16 protein-coding genes are annotated in these 17,792 nt (G+C 65.6%); 5 read left to right on the top strand and 11 right to left on the bottom strand.

Annotation, left to right across the window (positions count from 1 at the left end):
• Window positions 1-98: 98 nt before the first annotated feature.
• The 4 genes from BJA_RS02220 to BJA_RS02205 all read left to right on the top strand — a co-directional run bounded on the left by BJA_RS02220 (window position 99) and on the right by BJA_RS02205 (window position 4,790).
• Window positions 99-971 carry a F0F1 ATP synthase subunit gamma gene (locus tag BJA_RS02220; protein ID WP_011083273.1) on the top strand — a complete coding sequence of 291 codons (873 nt, stop codon included), beginning with the start codon at window positions 99-101 and terminating at the stop codon, window positions 969-971.
• Window positions 972-1,053: 82 nt separating this feature from the next.
• Window positions 1,054-2,487: a F0F1 ATP synthase subunit beta gene (gene atpD, locus BJA_RS02215; protein WP_011083272.1), complete on the top strand. Its 1,434-nt coding sequence runs from the start codon at window positions 1,054-1,056 to the stop codon at window positions 2,485-2,487.
• Window positions 2,488-2,573: 86 nt separating this feature from the next.
• Complete coding sequence (locus BJA_RS02210) at window positions 2,574-2,981, top strand: F0F1 ATP synthase subunit epsilon (protein ID WP_011083271.1); 408 nt, start codon at window positions 2,574-2,576, stop codon at window positions 2,979-2,981.
• A gap of 162 nt (window positions 2,982-3,143) precedes the next feature.
• Window positions 3,144-4,790 (top strand): adenylate/guanylate cyclase domain-containing protein, encoded by a 1,647-nt coding sequence (locus BJA_RS02205; RefSeq protein WP_011083270.1) that lies wholly within the window; start codon window positions 3,144-3,146, stop codon window positions 4,788-4,790.
• 166 nt (window positions 4,791-4,956) lie between these two features.
• Here the strand turns inward: BJA_RS02205 and BJA_RS02200 are convergent, their stop codons facing one another.
• The 10 genes from BJA_RS02200 to proB form a co-directional block, all read right to left on the bottom strand.
• Window positions 4,957-5,460, bottom strand: coding sequence for an RNA pyrophosphohydrolase (locus BJA_RS02200; protein ID WP_011083269.1), 504 nt, complete (start codon window positions 5,458-5,460; stop codon window positions 4,957-4,959).
• 104 nt (window positions 5,461-5,564) lie between these two features.
• Window positions 5,565-6,068: an RNA pyrophosphohydrolase gene (locus tag BJA_RS02195; protein ID WP_011083268.1), complete on the bottom strand. Its 504-nt coding sequence runs from the start codon at window positions 6,066-6,068 to the stop codon at window positions 5,565-5,567.
• 74 nt (window positions 6,069-6,142) lie between these two features.
• On the bottom strand, window positions 6,143-7,366 hold the full coding sequence (locus BJA_RS02190; protein WP_011083267.1) for a divergent polysaccharide deacetylase family protein: 1,224 nt from the start codon (window positions 7,364-7,366) through the stop codon (window positions 6,143-6,145).
• A 148-nt stretch (window positions 7,367-7,514) separates the two neighbouring features.
• Window positions 7,515-8,870, bottom strand: coding sequence for a S41 family peptidase (locus BJA_RS02185; protein ID WP_011083266.1), 1,356 nt, complete (start codon window positions 8,868-8,870; stop codon window positions 7,515-7,517).
• Window positions 8,867-10,216 carry a murein hydrolase activator EnvC family protein gene (locus tag BJA_RS02180; RefSeq protein WP_011083265.1) on the bottom strand — a complete coding sequence of 450 codons (1,350 nt, stop codon included), beginning with the start codon at window positions 10,214-10,216 and terminating at the stop codon, window positions 8,867-8,869. Before BJA_RS02180 ends, BJA_RS02185 begins: the two co-directional genes overlap by 4 nt.
• A 33-nt stretch (window positions 10,217-10,249) precedes the next feature.
• On the bottom strand, window positions 10,250-10,732 hold the full coding sequence (rlmH, locus tag BJA_RS02175; protein WP_011083264.1) for a 23S rRNA (pseudouridine(1915)-N(3))-methyltransferase RlmH: 483 nt from the start codon (window positions 10,730-10,732) through the stop codon (window positions 10,250-10,252).
• Between the two features lie 94 nt (window positions 10,733-10,826).
• Window positions 10,827-11,183, bottom strand: a complete 357-nt coding sequence (rsfS, locus tag BJA_RS02170; protein ID WP_027523570.1) for a ribosome silencing factor — start codon at window positions 11,181-11,183, stop codon at window positions 10,827-10,829.
• A 196-nt stretch (window positions 11,184-11,379) separates the two neighbouring features.
• On the bottom strand, window positions 11,380-12,024 hold the full coding sequence (locus BJA_RS02165) for a nicotinate-nucleotide adenylyltransferase (RefSeq protein ID WP_038965055.1): 645 nt from the start codon (window positions 12,022-12,024) through the stop codon (window positions 11,380-11,382).
• A 23-nt stretch (window positions 12,025-12,047) separates the two neighbouring features.
• A complete protein-coding gene (locus BJA_RS02160; RefSeq protein ID WP_011083261.1) occupies window positions 12,048-13,355 on the bottom strand; it encodes a glutamate-5-semialdehyde dehydrogenase in 1,308 nt (435 codons plus the stop codon).
• A 248-nt stretch (window positions 13,356-13,603) separates the two neighbouring features.
• A complete protein-coding gene (proB, locus tag BJA_RS02155; protein WP_011083260.1) occupies window positions 13,604-14,725 on the bottom strand; it encodes a glutamate 5-kinase in 1,122 nt (373 codons plus the stop codon).
• Between the two features lie 215 nt (window positions 14,726-14,940).
• Between proB and BJA_RS02150 the strand changes: the two genes are divergently transcribed.
• Window positions 14,941-15,918, top strand: coding sequence for a Bug family tripartite tricarboxylate transporter substrate binding protein (locus BJA_RS02150; protein ID WP_038965054.1), 978 nt, complete (start codon window positions 14,941-14,943; stop codon window positions 15,916-15,918).
• 44 nt (window positions 15,919-15,962) lie between these two features.
• On the opposite strand, the gene BJA_RS02145 is transcribed toward BJA_RS02150, so the two are convergent.
• The gene (locus tag BJA_RS02145; protein WP_011083258.1) at window positions 15,963-17,597 is read right to left on the bottom strand and encodes an alkaline phosphatase family protein; all 1,635 of its coding nucleotides are present in this window, start codon (window positions 17,595-17,597) and stop codon (window positions 15,963-15,965) included.
• Window positions 17,598-17,792: the final 195 nt, after the last annotated feature.

The following is a 17,792-nucleotide window of genomic DNA, read 5'->3' as shown; positions in this document are numbered from 1 at the left end:
GGGAGACGAAGACGTGGATGCCCGGGACAGGCCCGGGCATGACGACAGAGACAGGCTAGCGGTTTGGCCGCAAGGGCTCGAACCGTCGGGGACGAAGAATGGCGTCACTTAAAGACATGCGCGTCCGCATCGCCTCCACCAAGGCGACGCAAAAGATCACCAAGGCCATGCAGATGGTCGCGGCCTCGAAGCTGCGCCGCGCGCAGACCGCGGCCGAGGCTGCGCGTCCCTATGCCGACAAGATGAGCGCGGTGATTTCCAACATCGCCGGCGCCGCGGCGGGCTCGCCCGGCGCGCCGGCGCTGCTGGCCGGCACCGGCAGGGACCAGGTCCACCTGCTGCTGGTCTGCACCGGCGAGCGCGGCCTGTCCGGCGCCTTCAACTCCTCGATCGTGCGTCTCGCCCGTGAGCGCGCGCTGGCGCTGATGGCGCAGGGCAAGGAAGTGAAATTCTTCTGCGTCGGCCGCAAGGGTTACGAGCAGCTGCGCCGCCAGTTCGACAAGCAGATCGTCGAGCATCTCGACCTGCGCAGCGTTCGCCAGCTCGGCTTCGTCAACGCTGAGGACATCGCCAAGAAGGTTCTGGCGCGCTTCGAGGCCGGTGAATTCGACGTCTGCACGCTGTTCTATTCGCGCTTCCGCTCGGTGATCGCCCAGATCCCGACCGCCCAGCAGATCATCCCGCTGGTCGTCGAGGAGGGCACTGCCGCCAGCACGACGTCTTACGAATACGAGCCGGAAGAGGACGAGATCCTCACGCGCCTGCTGCCGCGCAACCTCGCGGTCCAGATTTTCCGCGCGCTGCTCGAGAACAACGCCTCGTTCTACGGCGCGCAGATGAGCGCGATGGACAACGCGACGCGCAACGCCGGTGAGATGATCCGCAAGCAGACGCTGGTCTACAACCGCACGCGTCAGGCGCAGATCACCAAGGAACTGATCGAAATCATCTCGGGTGCCGAGGCCGTCTGATCAAGGCGCTTCATTGCCCGTTAAACCCAACATCCCGGTCAGTTGACCGTGGTCTAGAAGTTCGGATCGAAGGAGACATTCAATGGCAGCCCAGTCCGGTCGCGTCACCCAGGTCATCGGCGCCGTCGTCGACGTGCAGTTCGAAGGCCACCTCCCGGCCATTCTCAATTCGCTCGAGACCAAGAACGGCGGCAACCGCCTGGTGCTCGAAGTCGCCCAGCATCTCGGCGAATCCACCGTGCGCACGATCGCGATGGACACCACCGAGGGTCTGGTCCGCGGCCAGGAAGTGACCGACACCGGTTCGCCGATCCGCGTTCCCGTCGGCGAAGGCACGCTCGGCCGCATCATCAACGTCATCGGCGAGCCGATCGACGAAGCCGGCCCGGTCAAGTCGGAAGGCCTGCGCGCCATCCACCAGGAAGCGCCGACCTACACCGACCAGTCCACCGAAGCTGAAATTCTCGTCACCGGCATCAAGGTCGTCGATCTCCTGGCTCCCTATGCGAAGGGCGGCAAGATCGGCCTGTTCGGCGGCGCCGGCGTCGGCAAGACCGTGCTGATTCAGGAGCTGATCAACAACGTCGCGAAGGCGCACGGTGGTTACTCCGTGTTCGCCGGCGTCGGCGAGCGTACCCGCGAGGGCAACGACCTCTATCACGAGTTCATCGAGTCCAAGGTCAACGCCGATCCGCACAATCCGGATCCGAGCGTGAAGTCGAAGTGCGCGCTGGTGTTCGGCCAGATGAACGAGCCGCCGGGCGCCCGCGCCCGCGTCGCGCTCACCGGTCTGACCATCGCGGAAGACTTCCGCGACAAGGGCCAGGACGTGCTGTTCTTCGTCGACAACATCTTCCGCTTCACCCAGGCCGGCTCGGAAGTGTCGGCGCTGCTCGGCCGTATTCCTTCGGCGGTGGGTTATCAGCCGACGCTCGCGACCGACATGGGCGCGCTGCAGGAGCGCATCACCACCACGCAGAAGGGCTCGATCACCTCGGTGCAGGCCATCTACGTTCCGGCCGACGACTTGACCGACCCGGCGCCCGCGACCTCGTTCGCGCATCTGGACGCGACCACCACGCTGTCGCGCTCGATCGCCGAAAAGGGCATCTACCCGGCGGTGGACCCGCTCGACTCGACCTCGCGCATGCTCTCCCCGCTGGTCGTCGGCGAGGAGCACTACGCGGTCGCCCGTCAGGTCCAGCAGGTGCTGCAGCGCTACAAGGCGCTTCAGGACATCATCGCCATTCTCGGCATGGACGAGCTTTCGGAAGAGGACAAGCTGACGGTGGCCCGCGCCCGCAAGGTCGAGCGCTTCATGTCGCAGCCGTTCCACGTCGCCGAAATCTTCACCGGCTCGCCCGGCAAGTTCGTCGACCTCGCCGACACCATCAAGGGCTTCAAGGGCCTGGTGGAAGGCAAGTACGACCACCTGCCGGAAGCTGCCTTCTACATGGTCGGCACCATCGAAGAGGCGGTCGAGAAGGGCAAGAAGCTCGCCGCTGAAGCGGCCTAAGAAGCGAATGGCGAATGGGGAGTAGCGAATAGTCGCCGCTCCCACTCGCCGCTCGCCATTCGCCACTCGCTATTCGCAGGTTTCTCATGGCCACCTTCCACTTCGATCTCGTCTCGCCGGAAAAGCTCGCATTCTCGGGTGAGGTCGACCAGGTCGACATCCCCGGCGTCGAGGGCGACTTCGGCGTGCTGGCGGGACATGCGCCGGTCGTGGCTGCAATCCGGCCGGGCATCCTCACCGTCACCACCGCCGGCCGCCACGAGAAGATCATCGTGCTCGGCGGCCTCGCCGAAGTCTCCGAAAAGGGCCTCACCGTGCTCGCCGACGTCGCGACCTCGCTGGACGAGCTCGATCGTGCCCAGTTCGCCGAGACCATCGCGGAGATGGAGGAGGGCCTGAAGGAGCACGAAGGCGGCGAGCTCGATCTGGCCATCGAGCGGCTGGACCACTACAAGAGCATCCAGCAGCAGCTCAGCTCGACGGCTATGCATTAAGCCCCGAGGCATCGCTTCGGGGCTCGAACGCGAAATTCCTGCAAGAAATTCCTGAATAAGTTCAGCGCTCGTCACGGAAGTGGCGGGCGCTGAAACTTTGTTGCACTGCGCAGCCGATAGCGGCATTCTTCGCCCGCGAATTTGTTCCGGGGCGGGTCACAGATGAAACGCAAGATCGCAGCGATTTTCGCAGCCGATATTGCCGGGTATTCGAGGCTGGTCGCGGAAGACGAGGAGGAGACGCTGCGGCGCCTGGCCTCCTACCGCGAAGTCATCGACGATTTCATCGCAAAGGCGACCGGTCGCATCTTCAACACCGCCGGCGATGCCGTGCTCGCGGAATTTCCGAGCGCGGTGGACGCGGTGCGCTGCGCGATCGACATCCAGGAGTCCTTGCGGACCCGCAACATGGCCTATCCGCCGAGCCGGCAGATGTCGTTCCGCATCGGCATCACCATCGGCGACGTGGTCGAGCGCAACGGCGATCTGCTCGGCGACGGCGTCAACATCGCCGCGCGGCTGGAAGGCCTCGCCGAGGTCGGCGGCATCTGCGTTTCCCGTGCCGTGCACGAGCAGGTCGCCAACAAGCTGTCGGTGCAGTTCGCCGATATCGGCGCGCAGGAGGTGAAGAACATCCCGACGCCGGTGCATGCCTACATGGTGGCGATGCGGCGCGAGGACGGCACCTATTCGAAGCCGCAGTTGAAGAAGCCCGCCTCCAGGCTCGCCGCCGCACCCGTGTGGATGTGGCCGCTGGTGGTGGCAGTCGTCTCGGTCGTTGCCATCGTTGTCACCGGCTTCCTCTACAACACCAAGCTCAAGCAGACGGCGACCGCCGTGGTGACGCCGGCCGCGACGCCAAGTGCGGCGCCGAGCGCGACGCCGACCCAGCTCGCAAAGGCGCAGGTAGCGCCGACGGCGCCGCCGAATGCCGGCGCTGCGATGGCGCCGATGCCCGCACCGTCGCCATCCGCCTCGCCGATGACGGGCAAGTTTGCTGCCGACAGCGTGCCCTTCATCAACGAGCGCATCCGCAACTACCTGGCCGGGGACTATTCCGCCGCCGGCGACTACAAGGCCTTCGCGCTCAATATCGGCGGCTTCACTGGTTCAGCGTTGAACCAGCCGAACGAGGAGGCCGCGCGTAACGCCGCGCTCGATCAGTGCCAGAAGCGCGCCGATGCCGCGCAATCGCCGCGGCGCTGCGAGCTCTATGCGGTCGGCAACAATGTCGTCTACACGCATGGCAAGCCGCCGATGCCGCCGTCTCCCTATTTTCGGCATGACGCGATGACCGAGCGAACCTTTGCGTCGAAGGACTTTCCGATGGTGCGCGATCCGCAAAAGGTCCGGCTCGAGAACATGTTCGTGCCGGCGGCGAAATCCCGGTCGGTCGCGCTCGGCCCGGGCGGACAATATTTCATGGTGCTGGGCTCATCATCGCCCGAGGAATCGGCGCGGCGTGCGCTGGAATCGTGCGGCGCGATCGCGGGCGTCGCTTGCATGATCGTCGCGGTGGACGATAATTTCGTCGTGCCGATTCCGACCCTGCTCAGGATCACCGGCTTCTTCCATGCTGCGAGCAATGCCTCGATCGTGGCCGACGCCCGCGACGAGGTCGTGCGCAAGCTCGCGGACGGCATGGGCTGGAATGCCGTCGCCGTCGGCACCGCAGGACGCCCCGGCCTCGGCCTGAAGGCCGCCGACGAGCAGACCGCGGTCAATTCCGCGCTGGCCGATTGCGCGAGGCGCGACAGCGACTGCCACGTGATCGCGATCGGCCCGTTTACGGTCGGGCCGACGAACTAGCGCTTGCTCTGATTGGGCCCGACGAACGCGCCAACAAAGGTGCGTTCCCTCCCCAACAAGGGGGGAGGAACGAGAGAATCGTGCGGCCCGCACGCGCAAATTTCCGTCGAGAATGTCCCAATGATTTCAACCACCATTCTACTGTGCATGGGGTTGTTTTCGCAGTTTAGCTCGCGAAGGGCGCGAACTGCTGCGCCACGGCCCGATAGACCTCGCGGCGGAACGGCACCACGAGATCGGCGACGCGATCGAGCTGCTCCCAGCGCCACGCGTCGAATTCCGCGGGCTGCCCGTTCTGCGGCGTCAGCGGATCGATCTCGTCGTCCTTGCCGGTGAAGCGCAGCGCGAACCATTTCTGGCGCTGGCCGCGAAACTTCGCCAGCCGATGCGTCTGCGGTCCGTCATAGGGCGGGAATTCGTAGGTGAGCCAGTCGGTCTCGCCGAGATAGCTCGCGCTGACGACATTGGTCTCCTCCCAGAGCTCGCGCATCGCCGCATCGCGCAGGTCCTCGCCCTCGTCGACGCCGCCCTGCGGCATCTGCCAGTCGAGACCCGGCAGGATGATCTCGGGGCCGTCGCCCTTGAAGCGGTGGCCGATCAGCACGCGGCCTTCGGCATTGAACAGCGCGATCCCGACATTGGGACGGTAGGGTTTGTTGTCGTTCGACATGCGGTCACTTCTCTGATCGTCATTCCGGGATGGTCCGAAAGGCCAGCCCCGGAATTCCGAGATCCCGGGTTCGTGCTTCGCACGCCCCGGAGTGACGGTGCAAACTATTCCTCCGCCAGCGCGGAAAACTCCTTCACCACGCGCTCATAGACCGGGCGTTTGAAGGGGATGATCAGCCCGGGAAGATTCTTCATCGGCTCCCAGCGCCAGCTGACGAACTCGGCCTTGTGGCCGCCGCCGGGGTTTTCGACATTGATCTCGCTGTCCTTGCCGGTGAAGCGCACCGCGAACCATTTCTGGCGCTGGCCGCGGTAGCGGCCCTTCCAGGCGCGGCCTGCGACGGTGCGCGGGATGTCGTAGATCAGCCAGTCCGGAACCTCGCCGAGCCGCTCGACCGAGCGCACGCTGGTCTCCTCATAGAGCTCGCGCTTGGCGGCCGCCCAGGTGTCCTCGCCGGGATCGACGCCGCCTTGCGGCATCTGCCAGACATGGGTGTCGTCGATATGTTCGATGCCACCGGCGCGGCGGCCGATGAACACCAGTCCCTTCGCGTTGATCAGCATCACTCCGACGCAAGTCCGGTAGGGCAGATCCTCGTAACGCGCCATTCCGCCAAACCTCTCGCGTGCTTCCGGCAGGGCATCTCGGCCCCGCGGGACCCGTACCGTACCAATTCGTTGATTTAGCTGGATTTTGATTTCAGCATCGCGGTTGTCAATGGCACCAAAAGGATACCCCGGTCGCCCAATGTCTTGGTCCAGGCGCCGATGCGCTCGATCGAGACGGGGAGGGCGGAGGCGGTGCCGATGGCCGTGCCGCGCTCGCGCGCCGCCGATTCGAGCTTGTTCAGGGCACGGTCGATCTCGGCCGGGGTCGGCACCACGTCGATCGCGATGTCGCCCTTGCCGAACGGCATCGCCTGGCTCGCTGCGGCCTGGGGTGCGATGCTGCGGGGCGAGGAGCCGTCGTCGAAGAAGCCGAGGCCGCGCTTGGCCGCCTCGCGGATGATCGGCTGCATCGCCGCGTCCGTCGCCACGAAGCGGGCGCCCATGAAATTGGTGATGCCGGCATAGCCCTGCATCCGGCTCAGGTGCCAGTACAGGCGGTCCATGTTCTGGTCGGCGCTGAGCGAGGTCAGCAGCGTCTGCGGGCCCGGGTCGTTGTCAGGGAAGTCGTAGGGCTCCATCGGGATCTGGAGGAAGATCTCGTGGCGCTGGGTGCGGGCCCGCTCGGCGATTTTTCCTGGATCGGAACCATAGGGCGTGAAGGCCAGCGTCACCGCGGCCGGCAGCTTCATGATCGCGTCGGTGGTCTTGGCGGCGCCGACGCCGAGCCCGCCGATCACGATCGCGACGACCGGCATCTTGGCGGCCTTGGCGCGGTCGGCATCGGCCGCGTAGACGTTGAACGGCTTCGATCCGTCGGCGACCACCGGGATCATGCCGTAGCGCGACTTCTCCAGCAGCTTCGGGTCGATTCCGGCCATGACCGGCGGCGGTGCGGACGCCGCCTCGCCCTTGTCGTCGGCCTCGCCGGCGCCGATCACCACGTCGTGGCGCGCGCCGGTGGAGCCATCGATCATGGTGACGGTCTTCTGCTCGCCGGGAGCGGCCTGCTTCGGCGCCTCCCTGGTCTCGTGCTTGCTCTCTTGCTTGCTGTCCTGGCCGTGGCCGGAGGCGGCCGGCTTCTCGTCCGTGGCTTTGGGCTCGCGGATCGCGATCCGGGTCATCGGCTCGCCGCCGAGCGGATCCTTGTTGAAGATGGCGAAGCCGGCAAAGGTGACGAGGAACAGGCCGAGCAGCATGGCGAGCGCCTGCATGGCCGTGAACGGCAGCCGCAGCCGGCGTTTCCGGCGCAGCTTGTCCTGTCCGAGCGGGGCGCTCAGATCATCGGCCGTTTCAGTCATGCGCGATCCCGAATCACTGCTGCCGACGATACCACGCCGAGGTCAAGCGGCGGCAGGCCGGGATAGGCCGGGGATGCCATGAGCTCCAAACAAAAAAGGGCGGCTCCGGGAGCCGCCCTTTGCGTTGGATCGCGCGGGTCGCGCCGACTCAGTTCGCCGCTTTGGGCTTGTCGGTCGCGGCCTTGTCGGTACCCGGCGTGGGCGCCGCGGAGGCGCTGTTCTTGATGCCGTGGAGCAGGTCGTCGGCGAGCTTCAGCGCCTTGTCGTCCTTGGCGTCCGGCGGGACGTAGGACTGCGAGCCGGTCTTCTCGTCGCCGTCGTTCTTCAGATGGCCGCGCAGCGAAGCCTCGCCCTTGGTGTCGGTGCGCGACTTCAACTCGTCCGGCACGTCCTGGAGCACTTCGATATCGGGCACGATGCCCTTGGCCTGGATCGACTTGCCCGACGGCGTGTAGTAGCGCGCCGTGGTCAGGCGCAGCGCGCCGTTGCCCGAGCCGAGCGGGATGATGGTCTGCACCGAGCCCTTGCCGAACGAGCGCGTGCCGACGATGGTCGCGCGCTTGTGGTCCTGCAGCGCGCCGGCGACGATTTCGGACGCCGAGGCCGAGCCGCCATTGACCAGAACGATGACCGGCTTGCCCTTGGTGAGGTCGCCGGCATGCGCGGTGCGGCGCTGGGTCTCCTCGGCATTGCGGCCGCGGGTCGACACGATCTCGCCCTTCTCCAGGAACGAGTCGGAGACGGTGACCGCTTCCTCGAGCAGGCCGCCCGGATTGTTGCGGAGGTCGATGATGTAGCCCTTCAGCTTGTCGCCGATCTGATTCGAGAGGTTGGCGACCTCGCGCTTCAGGCCTTCGGTGGTCTGCTCGTTGAAGGTGGTGATGCGGATATAGGCGATGTCGTCGGCCTCGATGCGGGCGCGCACCGAGCGGACGCGGATGTTGTCGCGCACCAAGGTGACGTCGAGCGGATTGTCCTGGCCCTTGCGGATGATCTTGAGCTTGATCTTGGTGTTGACCGGACCGCGCATCTTCTCGACCGCCTGGTTCAGGGTCAGGCCCTGCACCGCTTCGTCGTCGAGATTGGTGATGATGTCGTTGGCCATGATGCCGGCGCGCGACGCCGGTGTGTCGTCGATCGGCGAGACGACCTTGATCAGGCCGTCTTCCATCGTGACCTCGATGCCGAGGCCTCCGAACTCACCGCGGGTCTGCACCTGCATGTCGCGGAAGCTCTTGGCGTCCATGTAGCTCGAATGCGGATCGAGGCCGGTGAGCATGCCGCTGATGGCGGATTCGATCAGCTTGGTGTCGTCGGGCTTCTCGACATAGTCGGAGCGCACGCGCTCGAAGACGTCGCCGAACAGATTGAGCTGGCGATAGGTGTCTGCGGTGGCGGCCCGCGCGCTGGAGCCCATGAAGACCGCGCGCGGCTGGGTCACGAACAGCGTCAGCGCCGCACCGGTGGCCGCGCTGAGGAGGATAACTGAAGTCTTGCGCATCATCCGCGAACCTTCTCGCCTTCATTTGCGGCCCACCATGGGCCTGGATCGATTGGAGTGCCGTCTTTGCGGAACTCGACATACAGCACAGGTTGACTCGCGTTCGTGGCGAGAATGGAGGCGACTTGAGAGGTCGACCCCATGGTCGCGACCGGCTCCCCCGTGAGCACAAACTGTCCGATGTTGACCGAAATGCGCTCCATCCCGGCGATCAGGACATGATACCCGCCCCCGGCGTTGAGGATCAAGAGTTGTCCATAACTGCGGAACGGGCCGGCATAGACCACCCAGCCATCACACGGCGTCGTGACCTGGGAGCCCGGCTTGGTGGCCAGCGAAATGCCCTTCTGGACCCCGCCGACCCCATCGGAACCGCCAAAGTCCCTGATCTTGTTACCGTTAACCGGAAGCGGCAGCAGGCCCTTGGCCGAAGCGAAGGCGATCGCGGGGCTGGTCCGGGACCGGTCCTTGAAAGCGCCAGGGCCCGACTTGGCGCCGGCGGCCGCTTTTGCCTCCGCCTGCCTGGCGGCCTCGGCTGCCTTCTCCGCCGCCTTGGCGGCGCTTTGCAGGTCCTGCTCCATCTTGGCGATCAGGCCCTGGAGATCGCCGACCTGCCTTGAAAGCATGATGGCGCGCGAGTTCTCGGCATCGAGGTCCTTCTCGCGCGCGGCCTGCTGGCGCTGCCGTTCGTCGACCAATGCGGCGAGCCGGCTCTGGTCGTTGCGGACCCTGTCGCGATCGGAAGCGAGCTGGTCGCGTTCGGTGGCGATGTTCTTGCGCAGAGCCACGAGCTCGCCGAGCTCGCTCGCGATCTTTTCGGCGCGGCCGCGCAGTTCCGGCACGACGGCGCCGAGCAGCATCGCCGTGCGCAGCGATTGCAGCGCGTCCTCGGGCCGCACCAGCAGCGCGGGCGGCGTGCGCCGGCCGGCGCGCTGCAAGGCCGCCAGTACCTCGACGATGTCGGCGCGGCGCGAATCAAGCGAGGTGCGCATCGCCTGCTCGCGGCCGTTGAGCGTCTTCAGCCGCGCTTCGGCTTCGTCGATCTTGGTCTCGACGCTGCGCACATTGGCGGCAGTGTCGATCAGCTGCTGGTTGAGCTGGGTGCGGTCCTGGCCGAGCGAGCTGATCTCGGCCTTGAGCTTGGCCTGAGCCTCCTCCGCGCTCTTCTGCCTGGCGCGCGCGGCCTCCAGCTCCTGCTCGCGCTGCTTGATCGCATCGGGCGAGACGGCTGCGGTCTGCGGCGCCGGCGTCTGAGCTTGCGCGAGGCTTGCGCCCAAGACACTTGCATCCAAGACAGTTGCGCCTGAGACGCTCGCGATCAGCAGCAGGTTGAGGACAGGCGCTCGCATCGCTTTAGGCAAAGGTGCTCGTTGTGGCGCGGATCACGCGCGGTGATAGGGGTGGCCGGCCAGGATGGTGGCGGCCCGATAAAGCTGTTCCAGAAGCATGACGCGGACCATTTGGTGCGGCCAGGTCGCAGAGCCGAACGCGATCGCGAGCTTGGCCTTACGGCGCAATTCGGGCGAAAGTCCGTCCGCCCCTCCGATCACGAAGATAGTATGACCGGCACCCTCGTCGCGCCAGCGCCCGAGGTGCCGTGCGAATACGGTGGAATCGAGATTCTGGCCGCGTTCGTCCAGCGCCACCAGGATCGACTTGTCCGGGATGTACGCACCGATCGCCGCAGCCTCTTCGGCCATCCGCGTCGCGGCGTCGCGCGCGCGGCTCTCGGGAATTTCGTGGATCGACAGCTCGCGGAATCCGAGCTTGCGGCCGGCCTCGTCGAACCGCTCGAAATAGCGGTCGGCAAGCTCCCGTTCGGGGCCCTGCTTCAGCCGGCCCACCGCAATGACAGCAACACGCATGTGTTCAGAGCCGTGTTTTCAAGGCCGCGCGCATCTCGCGCGCGCACGACGCTAGCATGCGCGTCAGCCGATTCGAAATCGGCTCTTTGAGCCTCTAGATCGCCTTCGCCGCCCCTGGGCCCTGCGTGTACAATCTCTCGAGATTGTAGAACTCGCGGACCTCGGGTCTGAACACGTGCACGATCACATCGCCGGAATCGATCAGCACCCAGTCGCAATTGGGCAAGCCCTCGACGTGGATGTTCTTGATGCCGGTTTCCTTGAGGCTCTTCGTGACGTTTTCCGCGATCGCGCCGACGTGCCGGTTGGCCCGGCCCGTGGTGACGATCATGTAGTCGGAGTACGCCGATTTGCCGCGAAGGTCGATTGTGACCGTCTCTTCCGCCTTCATGTCCTCGAGGCGGGAGAGGATCAGGCTCAGCGTCTTGTCGGCGTCGGGTTGCGCCTTCAAGGCCGCAGCTTTGGTCGATGTTTTACGCGTAGGCTTAGCAACCTTGGGTAAAACAGACTTGGACAATACAGATGTGGCCAGGGACCATTCCTTTCACTGTATCGCGAGAGCCGAATCCGATCCTCGCGGGTTACACTACATCATGTGGGGTTAAGGGTTTCAATATGCCAGAGAGCCCCGATCCGCACAGTCTGTCTCACTTCGTACCTTTCCAGCTCCCGTCCGGGTTCCGCAGGCCCGTCGAGGACAGGTTCAGCTTCAGTCCGGTGAGGAAGACCCAGGCCGGCGCCGGCCGATCCGCCAGCAACGCCGCCTCATTCTCGGGGAGGCGGTAGCGCGATAGTGCCTTGGCGGCAGGAGAGGCGAGGGCACGAAAACTCTGCGGCGGGCGATCGATGACCGCGATCGGCACCTGGCCGGCGATGCGCCGCCAGTCCTGCCAACGGTGGAATTGAGCGAGGTTGTCGGCGCCCATGATCCAGACAAAGCGCAGGCCGCGGAGACGGCGGCGCAAGGTGTTGATCGTGTCGATAGTGTAGCGCGTGCGAATGACGGATTCGAGACAGCTCACCTCGATCCTGGGATCGTTGGCGACGTCGCGCGCGGCCTGCATGCGCGCGCCGAGTTCATGCAGCGTGCCGTTCTCCTTCAGCGGGTTGCCGGGCGTGACCAGCCACCAGACGCGATCGAGTTGCAATCGCTTGAGCGCGAACTGACTGATCGCGCGATGGGCCTGATGCGGCGGATTGAAGGAGCCGCCGAGCAGGCCGACGCGCATGCCCGGGGTCGAGGGCGGGATCGCTTGCGCCACGAAACGCGGCACGACGAAATTGTTGCTCAATTGCCCGCGCCTCGCGACGTTATCTACGGCCGCGTCTGCCCGGTGCCGTGAACGCGATATTTGAAGCTCGTCAACTGCTCGGCGCCGACAGGTCCCCGGGCGTGAAAGCGGCCGGTGGCGATGCCGATCTCGGCACCGAAGCCGAACTCGCCGCCATCGGCAAACTGCGTCGAGGCGTTGTGCAGCACGATCGCGGAATCGACCTCGCTCAGGAATTTCTTCGCAGCGGCCTCGTTCTCGCTCACGATCGCATCGGTGTGATGCGAGCCGTGGTTCTGGATATGCGCGATCGCGCCGTCGACGCCGTCCACCACCTTCGCCGCGATGATCGCGTCGAGATATTCGGTGTCCCAATCGTCGTCGTTCGCAGGCTTTACGCGCGCGTCTGTCTTCTGCACGACGTCGTCGCCGCGCACTTCGCAGCCGGCCTCGATCAGCATCTCGACCAGCGGCTTCAGGCTCGTCGCAGCAGCCGCGCGATCGACCAACAGCGTCTCGGCTGCGCCGCAGACGCCGGTGCGCCGCATCTTGGCGTTGAGCACGATCGACTTCGCCATGGCGAGGTCGGCGCTGGCATCGACATAGACGTGGTTGACGCCTTCGAGATGCGCGAACACCGGCACGCGCGCTTCCTGCTCGACGCGCGCGACGAGGCTCTTGCCGCCGCGCGGCACGATGACGTCGATCGCGCCGTTCAACCCCGACAGCATCATGCCGACCGCCGCGCGGTCGCGCGTCGGCACCAGCGTGATCGCAGCCTCGGGGAGGCCCGCTTCGCGCAGACCCTGCACCAGACATTCATGGATGGCGCGGCAGGAGCGGAAACTGTCGGAGCCGCCGCGCAGGATCACGGCATTGCCGGACTTCAGGCACAGCACGCCGGCATCCGCTGCGACGTTCGGCCGGCTTTCGAAGATCACGCCGACGACACCGAGCGGCACGCGCACGCGCTCGATGGTCATGCCGTTCGGCCGCTGCCAGCTCTCGGTGACGATTCCGACCGGATCGGCGATGCCGCGCACGATGCCGATACCCTCGGCCATGCTCTCCACACGCGCCGGTGTCAGCGTCAGGCGGTCGATGAAGGACGCGGTCATGTTGCTGGAGGCGCGCGCCTCCGCGACGTCCTCGGCATTGGCCGCGAGGATCGCCGCCGCATTGCTGCGGATCGCCCGCTCCATGGCCTCGAGCGCCCGGTTCTTCTGCTCCGGCGGCGCCAGCGCCAGCACGCGCGCGGCAGCGCGGGCACGGGCGGCGAGATCGGACATCAGCGCCTGGAGATCGCCAGTCCGATCGGCATTGCCGTCGACGGCTTTGAGGGGGGCGGCCATTGGGGTTTCAACCTTCTGCTAAGGCAGTGTCCTAGCACGGAAATCCCGCTTTTGCGAAGGGCGGGGAGGGTATGGCAGGTCTCCCCGGCCGCGCGACGGCTGGGTCATTGGCCCAGCCCCGACGTTGTGGCGGGCTTGTCCATGTTTTCCTTGGGCGTCATTCCGGGGCGATGCGGAGCATCGAACCCGGAATCTCGAGATTCCGGGTCTGGTCCTTCGAACCATCCCGGAATGACGGAGCAACGGGTTTACCCGCCCACCACCAGATCGTCACGGTGGATCATCTCCGCGCGGCCGCTGATGCCGAGGATGGTCATCACATCAGGGGAGGAGCGGCCCTTGATGCGTTCGGCGTCGTCGGCGTCATAGGCGATCAGGCCGCGGCCGATCTCGCTCGTATCGGGGCCGCGCACGATCACGGCATCGCCGCGGGCGAACTGGCCCTCGACCTTGATCACGCCGGCCGGCAGCAGGCTGGCGCCGGCCCGCAGCGCCGTCACCGCGCCGGCGTCGATCGTCAGCGTGCCCTTCGGCTCCAGCGTGCCCGCGATCCAGCGCTTGCGCGAGGTGATGGGATTGGCCGGTGTCAGGAACCAGGTGCAGCGGCCGCCATTGGCGATTGCCTGCAGCGGATGCTCGATCTTGCCGGAGGCGATCAGCATATGCGTGCCGCCGGTCGTGGCGATCTTGGCCGCCTCGACCTTCGTGCGCATGCCGCCGCGCGAGAGCTCGGACTCGGCGTCGCCTGCGACAGCCTCGATCTCCGAGGAGATGCTGTCGACGACGGGAATGAGCTTTGCGTTCGGGTTGTTCTTCGGGGGGGCATCGTAGAGCCCGTCGATATCGGAGAGCAGCACCAGGAGATCGGCGCTCGCCATGGTCGCGACGCGCGCGGCGAGGCGGTCGTTGTCCCCGTAGCGGATCTCGGTGGTGGCGACCGTGTCGTTCTCGTTGATCACGGGGATGGCGCGCCACTCCAGGAGCTTGCCGATGGTGGAGCGCGCATTGAGATAGCGGCGGCGCTCCTCGGTATCCTGGAGCGTCACGAGAATCTGCCCGGCGTCGATGCCGTGCGCGCCGAGCACCTCGGACCAGATCCGCGCCAGCGCGATCTGGCCGACGGCAGCGGCGGCCTGGCTCTCCTCCAGCTTCAGCGGGCCGCGCGGCAGCTTGAGCCGGCTGCGGCCGAGCGCGATCGAGCCCGAGGAGACGACGAGGACGTCGCGTCCCTCCTTGTGCAGCTTGGCCATGTCGTCGGCAAGCGCGGCGAGCCAGGACGTCCGCACCTCGCCCTTGTCGGAATCGACCAGCAGTGCGGAGCCGACCTTGACGACGATGCGGCGGAATTGACTGAGTTCGGGGCTGGCCATGTGTGTATGTGTTGGCGCGTGTGACGAATTGCTCGGGTTCGGGAACGGCGGAGCAAACAAGCGGCTCCGATAAGGCCTGCTTTTGCAGCAGGACGATGGCCGGCGCAAGGCGGCAGGCCCGGTAAACGGTGCAACGTGGCTTGGTCTTCGGCCTTGTCTTGAGCGCGGGGGCGGTTCTAATGCCGGCAACCAATAACGGGCTGGAAGGGAAACGTATGGATCGCCGCAAATTCATGGCCGGATGTCTTGGAGGAGGTCTTGGGTTGCCGCTGCTGGCACAGGCGGGCGGGGCGCAAGCGCAGGCCGGGCTTTCAAAAATCATCTTTCCGTTCGCGGCGGGCGCCGGCGGCGACACGCTGTGCCGGCTGATCGCGCAGGAGATGGCGCCGGTGCTGCAAAGGACCATCGTGGTCGAGAACCGCACCGGCGGCGACGGCCTGATCGGCATCAAGGCGGTGAAGGGTGCGAGCCCCGATGGCAGCATGGTGCTGGTGACGACGGGCCCCACCATGTACCTGCTGCCGATGGTGGAGACGACGCCGAGCTTCGACACGGCCAAGGATTTCATGCCGGTGTCGCTGCTGGCGCGGTTCGAATTCGCCGTCGTGATCGGCCCGGCTATCGATGCTGCCGATTTCAAGTCATTCGTGGCCTGGCTGAAGGCGCATCCGGACAAGACGTCGTTCGGGGTGCCGAGCAACGGCACCATTCCACATTTCATGGGCTCCAAGCTCGAGAAGGATCTCGGCATTCCCCTGACCCGCGTGCCCTATCGCGGCAGCGCGCCGATCCTCAACGATCTCATCGGCGGCCATCTGTCGTTCGGCATCGTGACATTGGCCGATGCGCTGCCGCAGCACCGCGCCAAGGGCGTGAAGATCATCGCGGTCTCGAGCGCGGAACGGTCGCCCTTCGCGCCGGAGGTGCCGACGCTGAAGGAGAGCGGCATCGCTCTCGTTGCGGATGCCTGGTACGGCATGTGGCTTCCCGTCGGCAGCCCGCCGGAATTCGCCAGCAAGCTCGGCGCCGCCGCGAGCGCTGCGCTTGCCAAGGCCGAGGTGAAGGAGAAGCTCACTGCGATCGGCCTGATCCCGGTCGGCAGCAGCCCGGATGAGCTGACGAAGGAGCTCGCCGCCAACACGGCGTTCTGGCAGCCGATCGTGAAGGCGACGGGATACAAGATCGAGAATTGAATTCTTCTCCCTCTCCCCGCAAGCGGGGAGAGGCGAAGACAGACTCAAAGCTTCGCGCGCTGCGCGATGCCGTCCTTGATCGCCGCAAGCTCGGCCTCGTCCCAGATGCCGATCAAAACGCCGCCCTTCACCTGGAGCTGGTTGTCGGCATAAGCCGCGATCTTCTCGCGCGGCGTGGTGATGTGGTCGTTGGGATGCAGCGCCCAGTCGAACAGCTCGGCCTGCAACCGCGCGATGATGCCGGCGCAATCAGGATCATCGCCGCGATCCAAAAACTCTTCCGGATCGGTCTCGAGATCGTACAGCATCGGACGGAAGCCCGAGGCGTGGATGTATTTCCAGCGGCCGTCGAACACCATGAACAGGCGGCAGCGCTCGATCGGCTGATTCAGTTTCAGTCGCACGTCCTGCATAGCGTAGTCGTATTCGGAGAACGCGACCTTGCGCCAGTCCGGCGGTGTGGGCCCGCGCAGCAGCGGCAGCAGCGAGCGTCCTTCGAGGATGTGGCCCGGCACCTTGCCGCCGAAATAATCGACGAAGGTCGGCGCAAGATCGATGCCCTCCACCAGCGCGTCGCTGCGCGTGCCGCGCGTGGCGTCGGCTTCCCGGGAGGGATCGATGATGATCAGCGGAATCTTTGCCGACTGCTCGTGGAACAGATCCTTCTCGCCCATCCAGTGATCGCCGAGATAGTCGCCATGATCGGAGGTGAACACGATCATGGTGGTGTCCAGCAGGCCGCGCTCTTCCAGGAATTTCATCAGCGCGCCCATCTGGTCGTCGATCTGCGTGATCAGGCCCATATAGGTCGGGATCACCTTCTCGCGAGCGTCGTCGCGCGCCATGTTGCGGGAGTAGCGCATGTCCATATAGGCGCCGAACACCGGATGCGGATTCTGGCGCTCGCGCTCGGAGCGGATCACCGGGATCATGTCATCGGTCGAATACATGCTGGCGTAGGGTTCGGGCGCGATGTAGGGCCAGTGCGGCTTGATGTAGGACAGATGCAGGCACCACGGCTTGCCGTCGGTCTCGGCCTCACTGATGAAGTCCATCGCGCGCCGCGTCATGTAGGGCGTCTCGGAATGCTCCTCCGGCACCCGCGCGGCCTTGTCGGCGTGCACCAGCAGCCAGCCGTTCTGCAAACTGCCATCTTCCGCCGCACCTGAATTCGCCCAATGCTCCCAGGGATTGGTGGCTTCGAATCCCTGCTTGCGCAGATATTCATCGTATTTCGGGCGCGGCCGTCCCGTCGGGTGCAGGCCGTCGTCGCGCTCATAAGGCTCGAAACCGCATTCGGCGACATGCACGCCGATCATCGACTCCGGCGGGATGCCGAGCGCCTTCATGCCTTCGAGGTCGGGCGCCATGTGGGTCTTGCCGACCAGCACATTGCGCACGCCGATCTTCTTGAGGTGATCGCCGAGCGTGGGCTCGCCGACGCGCAGCGGCCAGCCGTTCCAGTGCGAGCCGTGCGAGCGCATGTAGCGGCCGGTGTAGAACGACATCCGCGAGGGCCCGCAGATCGGCGACTGCACGTAGGCCTTGCTGAAGAGCACGCCGCGCTTCGCCATGGCGTCGATGTTGGGCGTCTTCAGCGTGGGATGGCCGGTGCAGCCGAGATAGTCATAGCGAAGCTGGTCGCACATGATCCAGAGAACGTTCTTCGCGCGCGCCATGCGTCATCCCTGCCGTTTCTTGCTTGTTTAATGCTGCGATATTAGAGCGCCGGTGACAACCTGCCAGTGATGCGGGTGCCCGCAACCTACACTCCAATGTCGTCCCGGCGAAGGCCGGGACCCATACTCCTCAGAAGATGTTATGGCGCGAGATGGCAATGACCAATCTTCGCCAAATCGCATTCGGTGGTTATG

The sequence above is a fragment of the Bradyrhizobium diazoefficiens USDA 110 genome, from assembly GCF_000011365.1.
Lineage (GTDB): Bacteria > Pseudomonadota > Alphaproteobacteria > Rhizobiales > Xanthobacteraceae > Bradyrhizobium > Bradyrhizobium diazoefficiens.
Note: the sequence above shows the minus strand (reverse complement) of the source record. Positions and strands in the feature narration are given on the sequence as shown.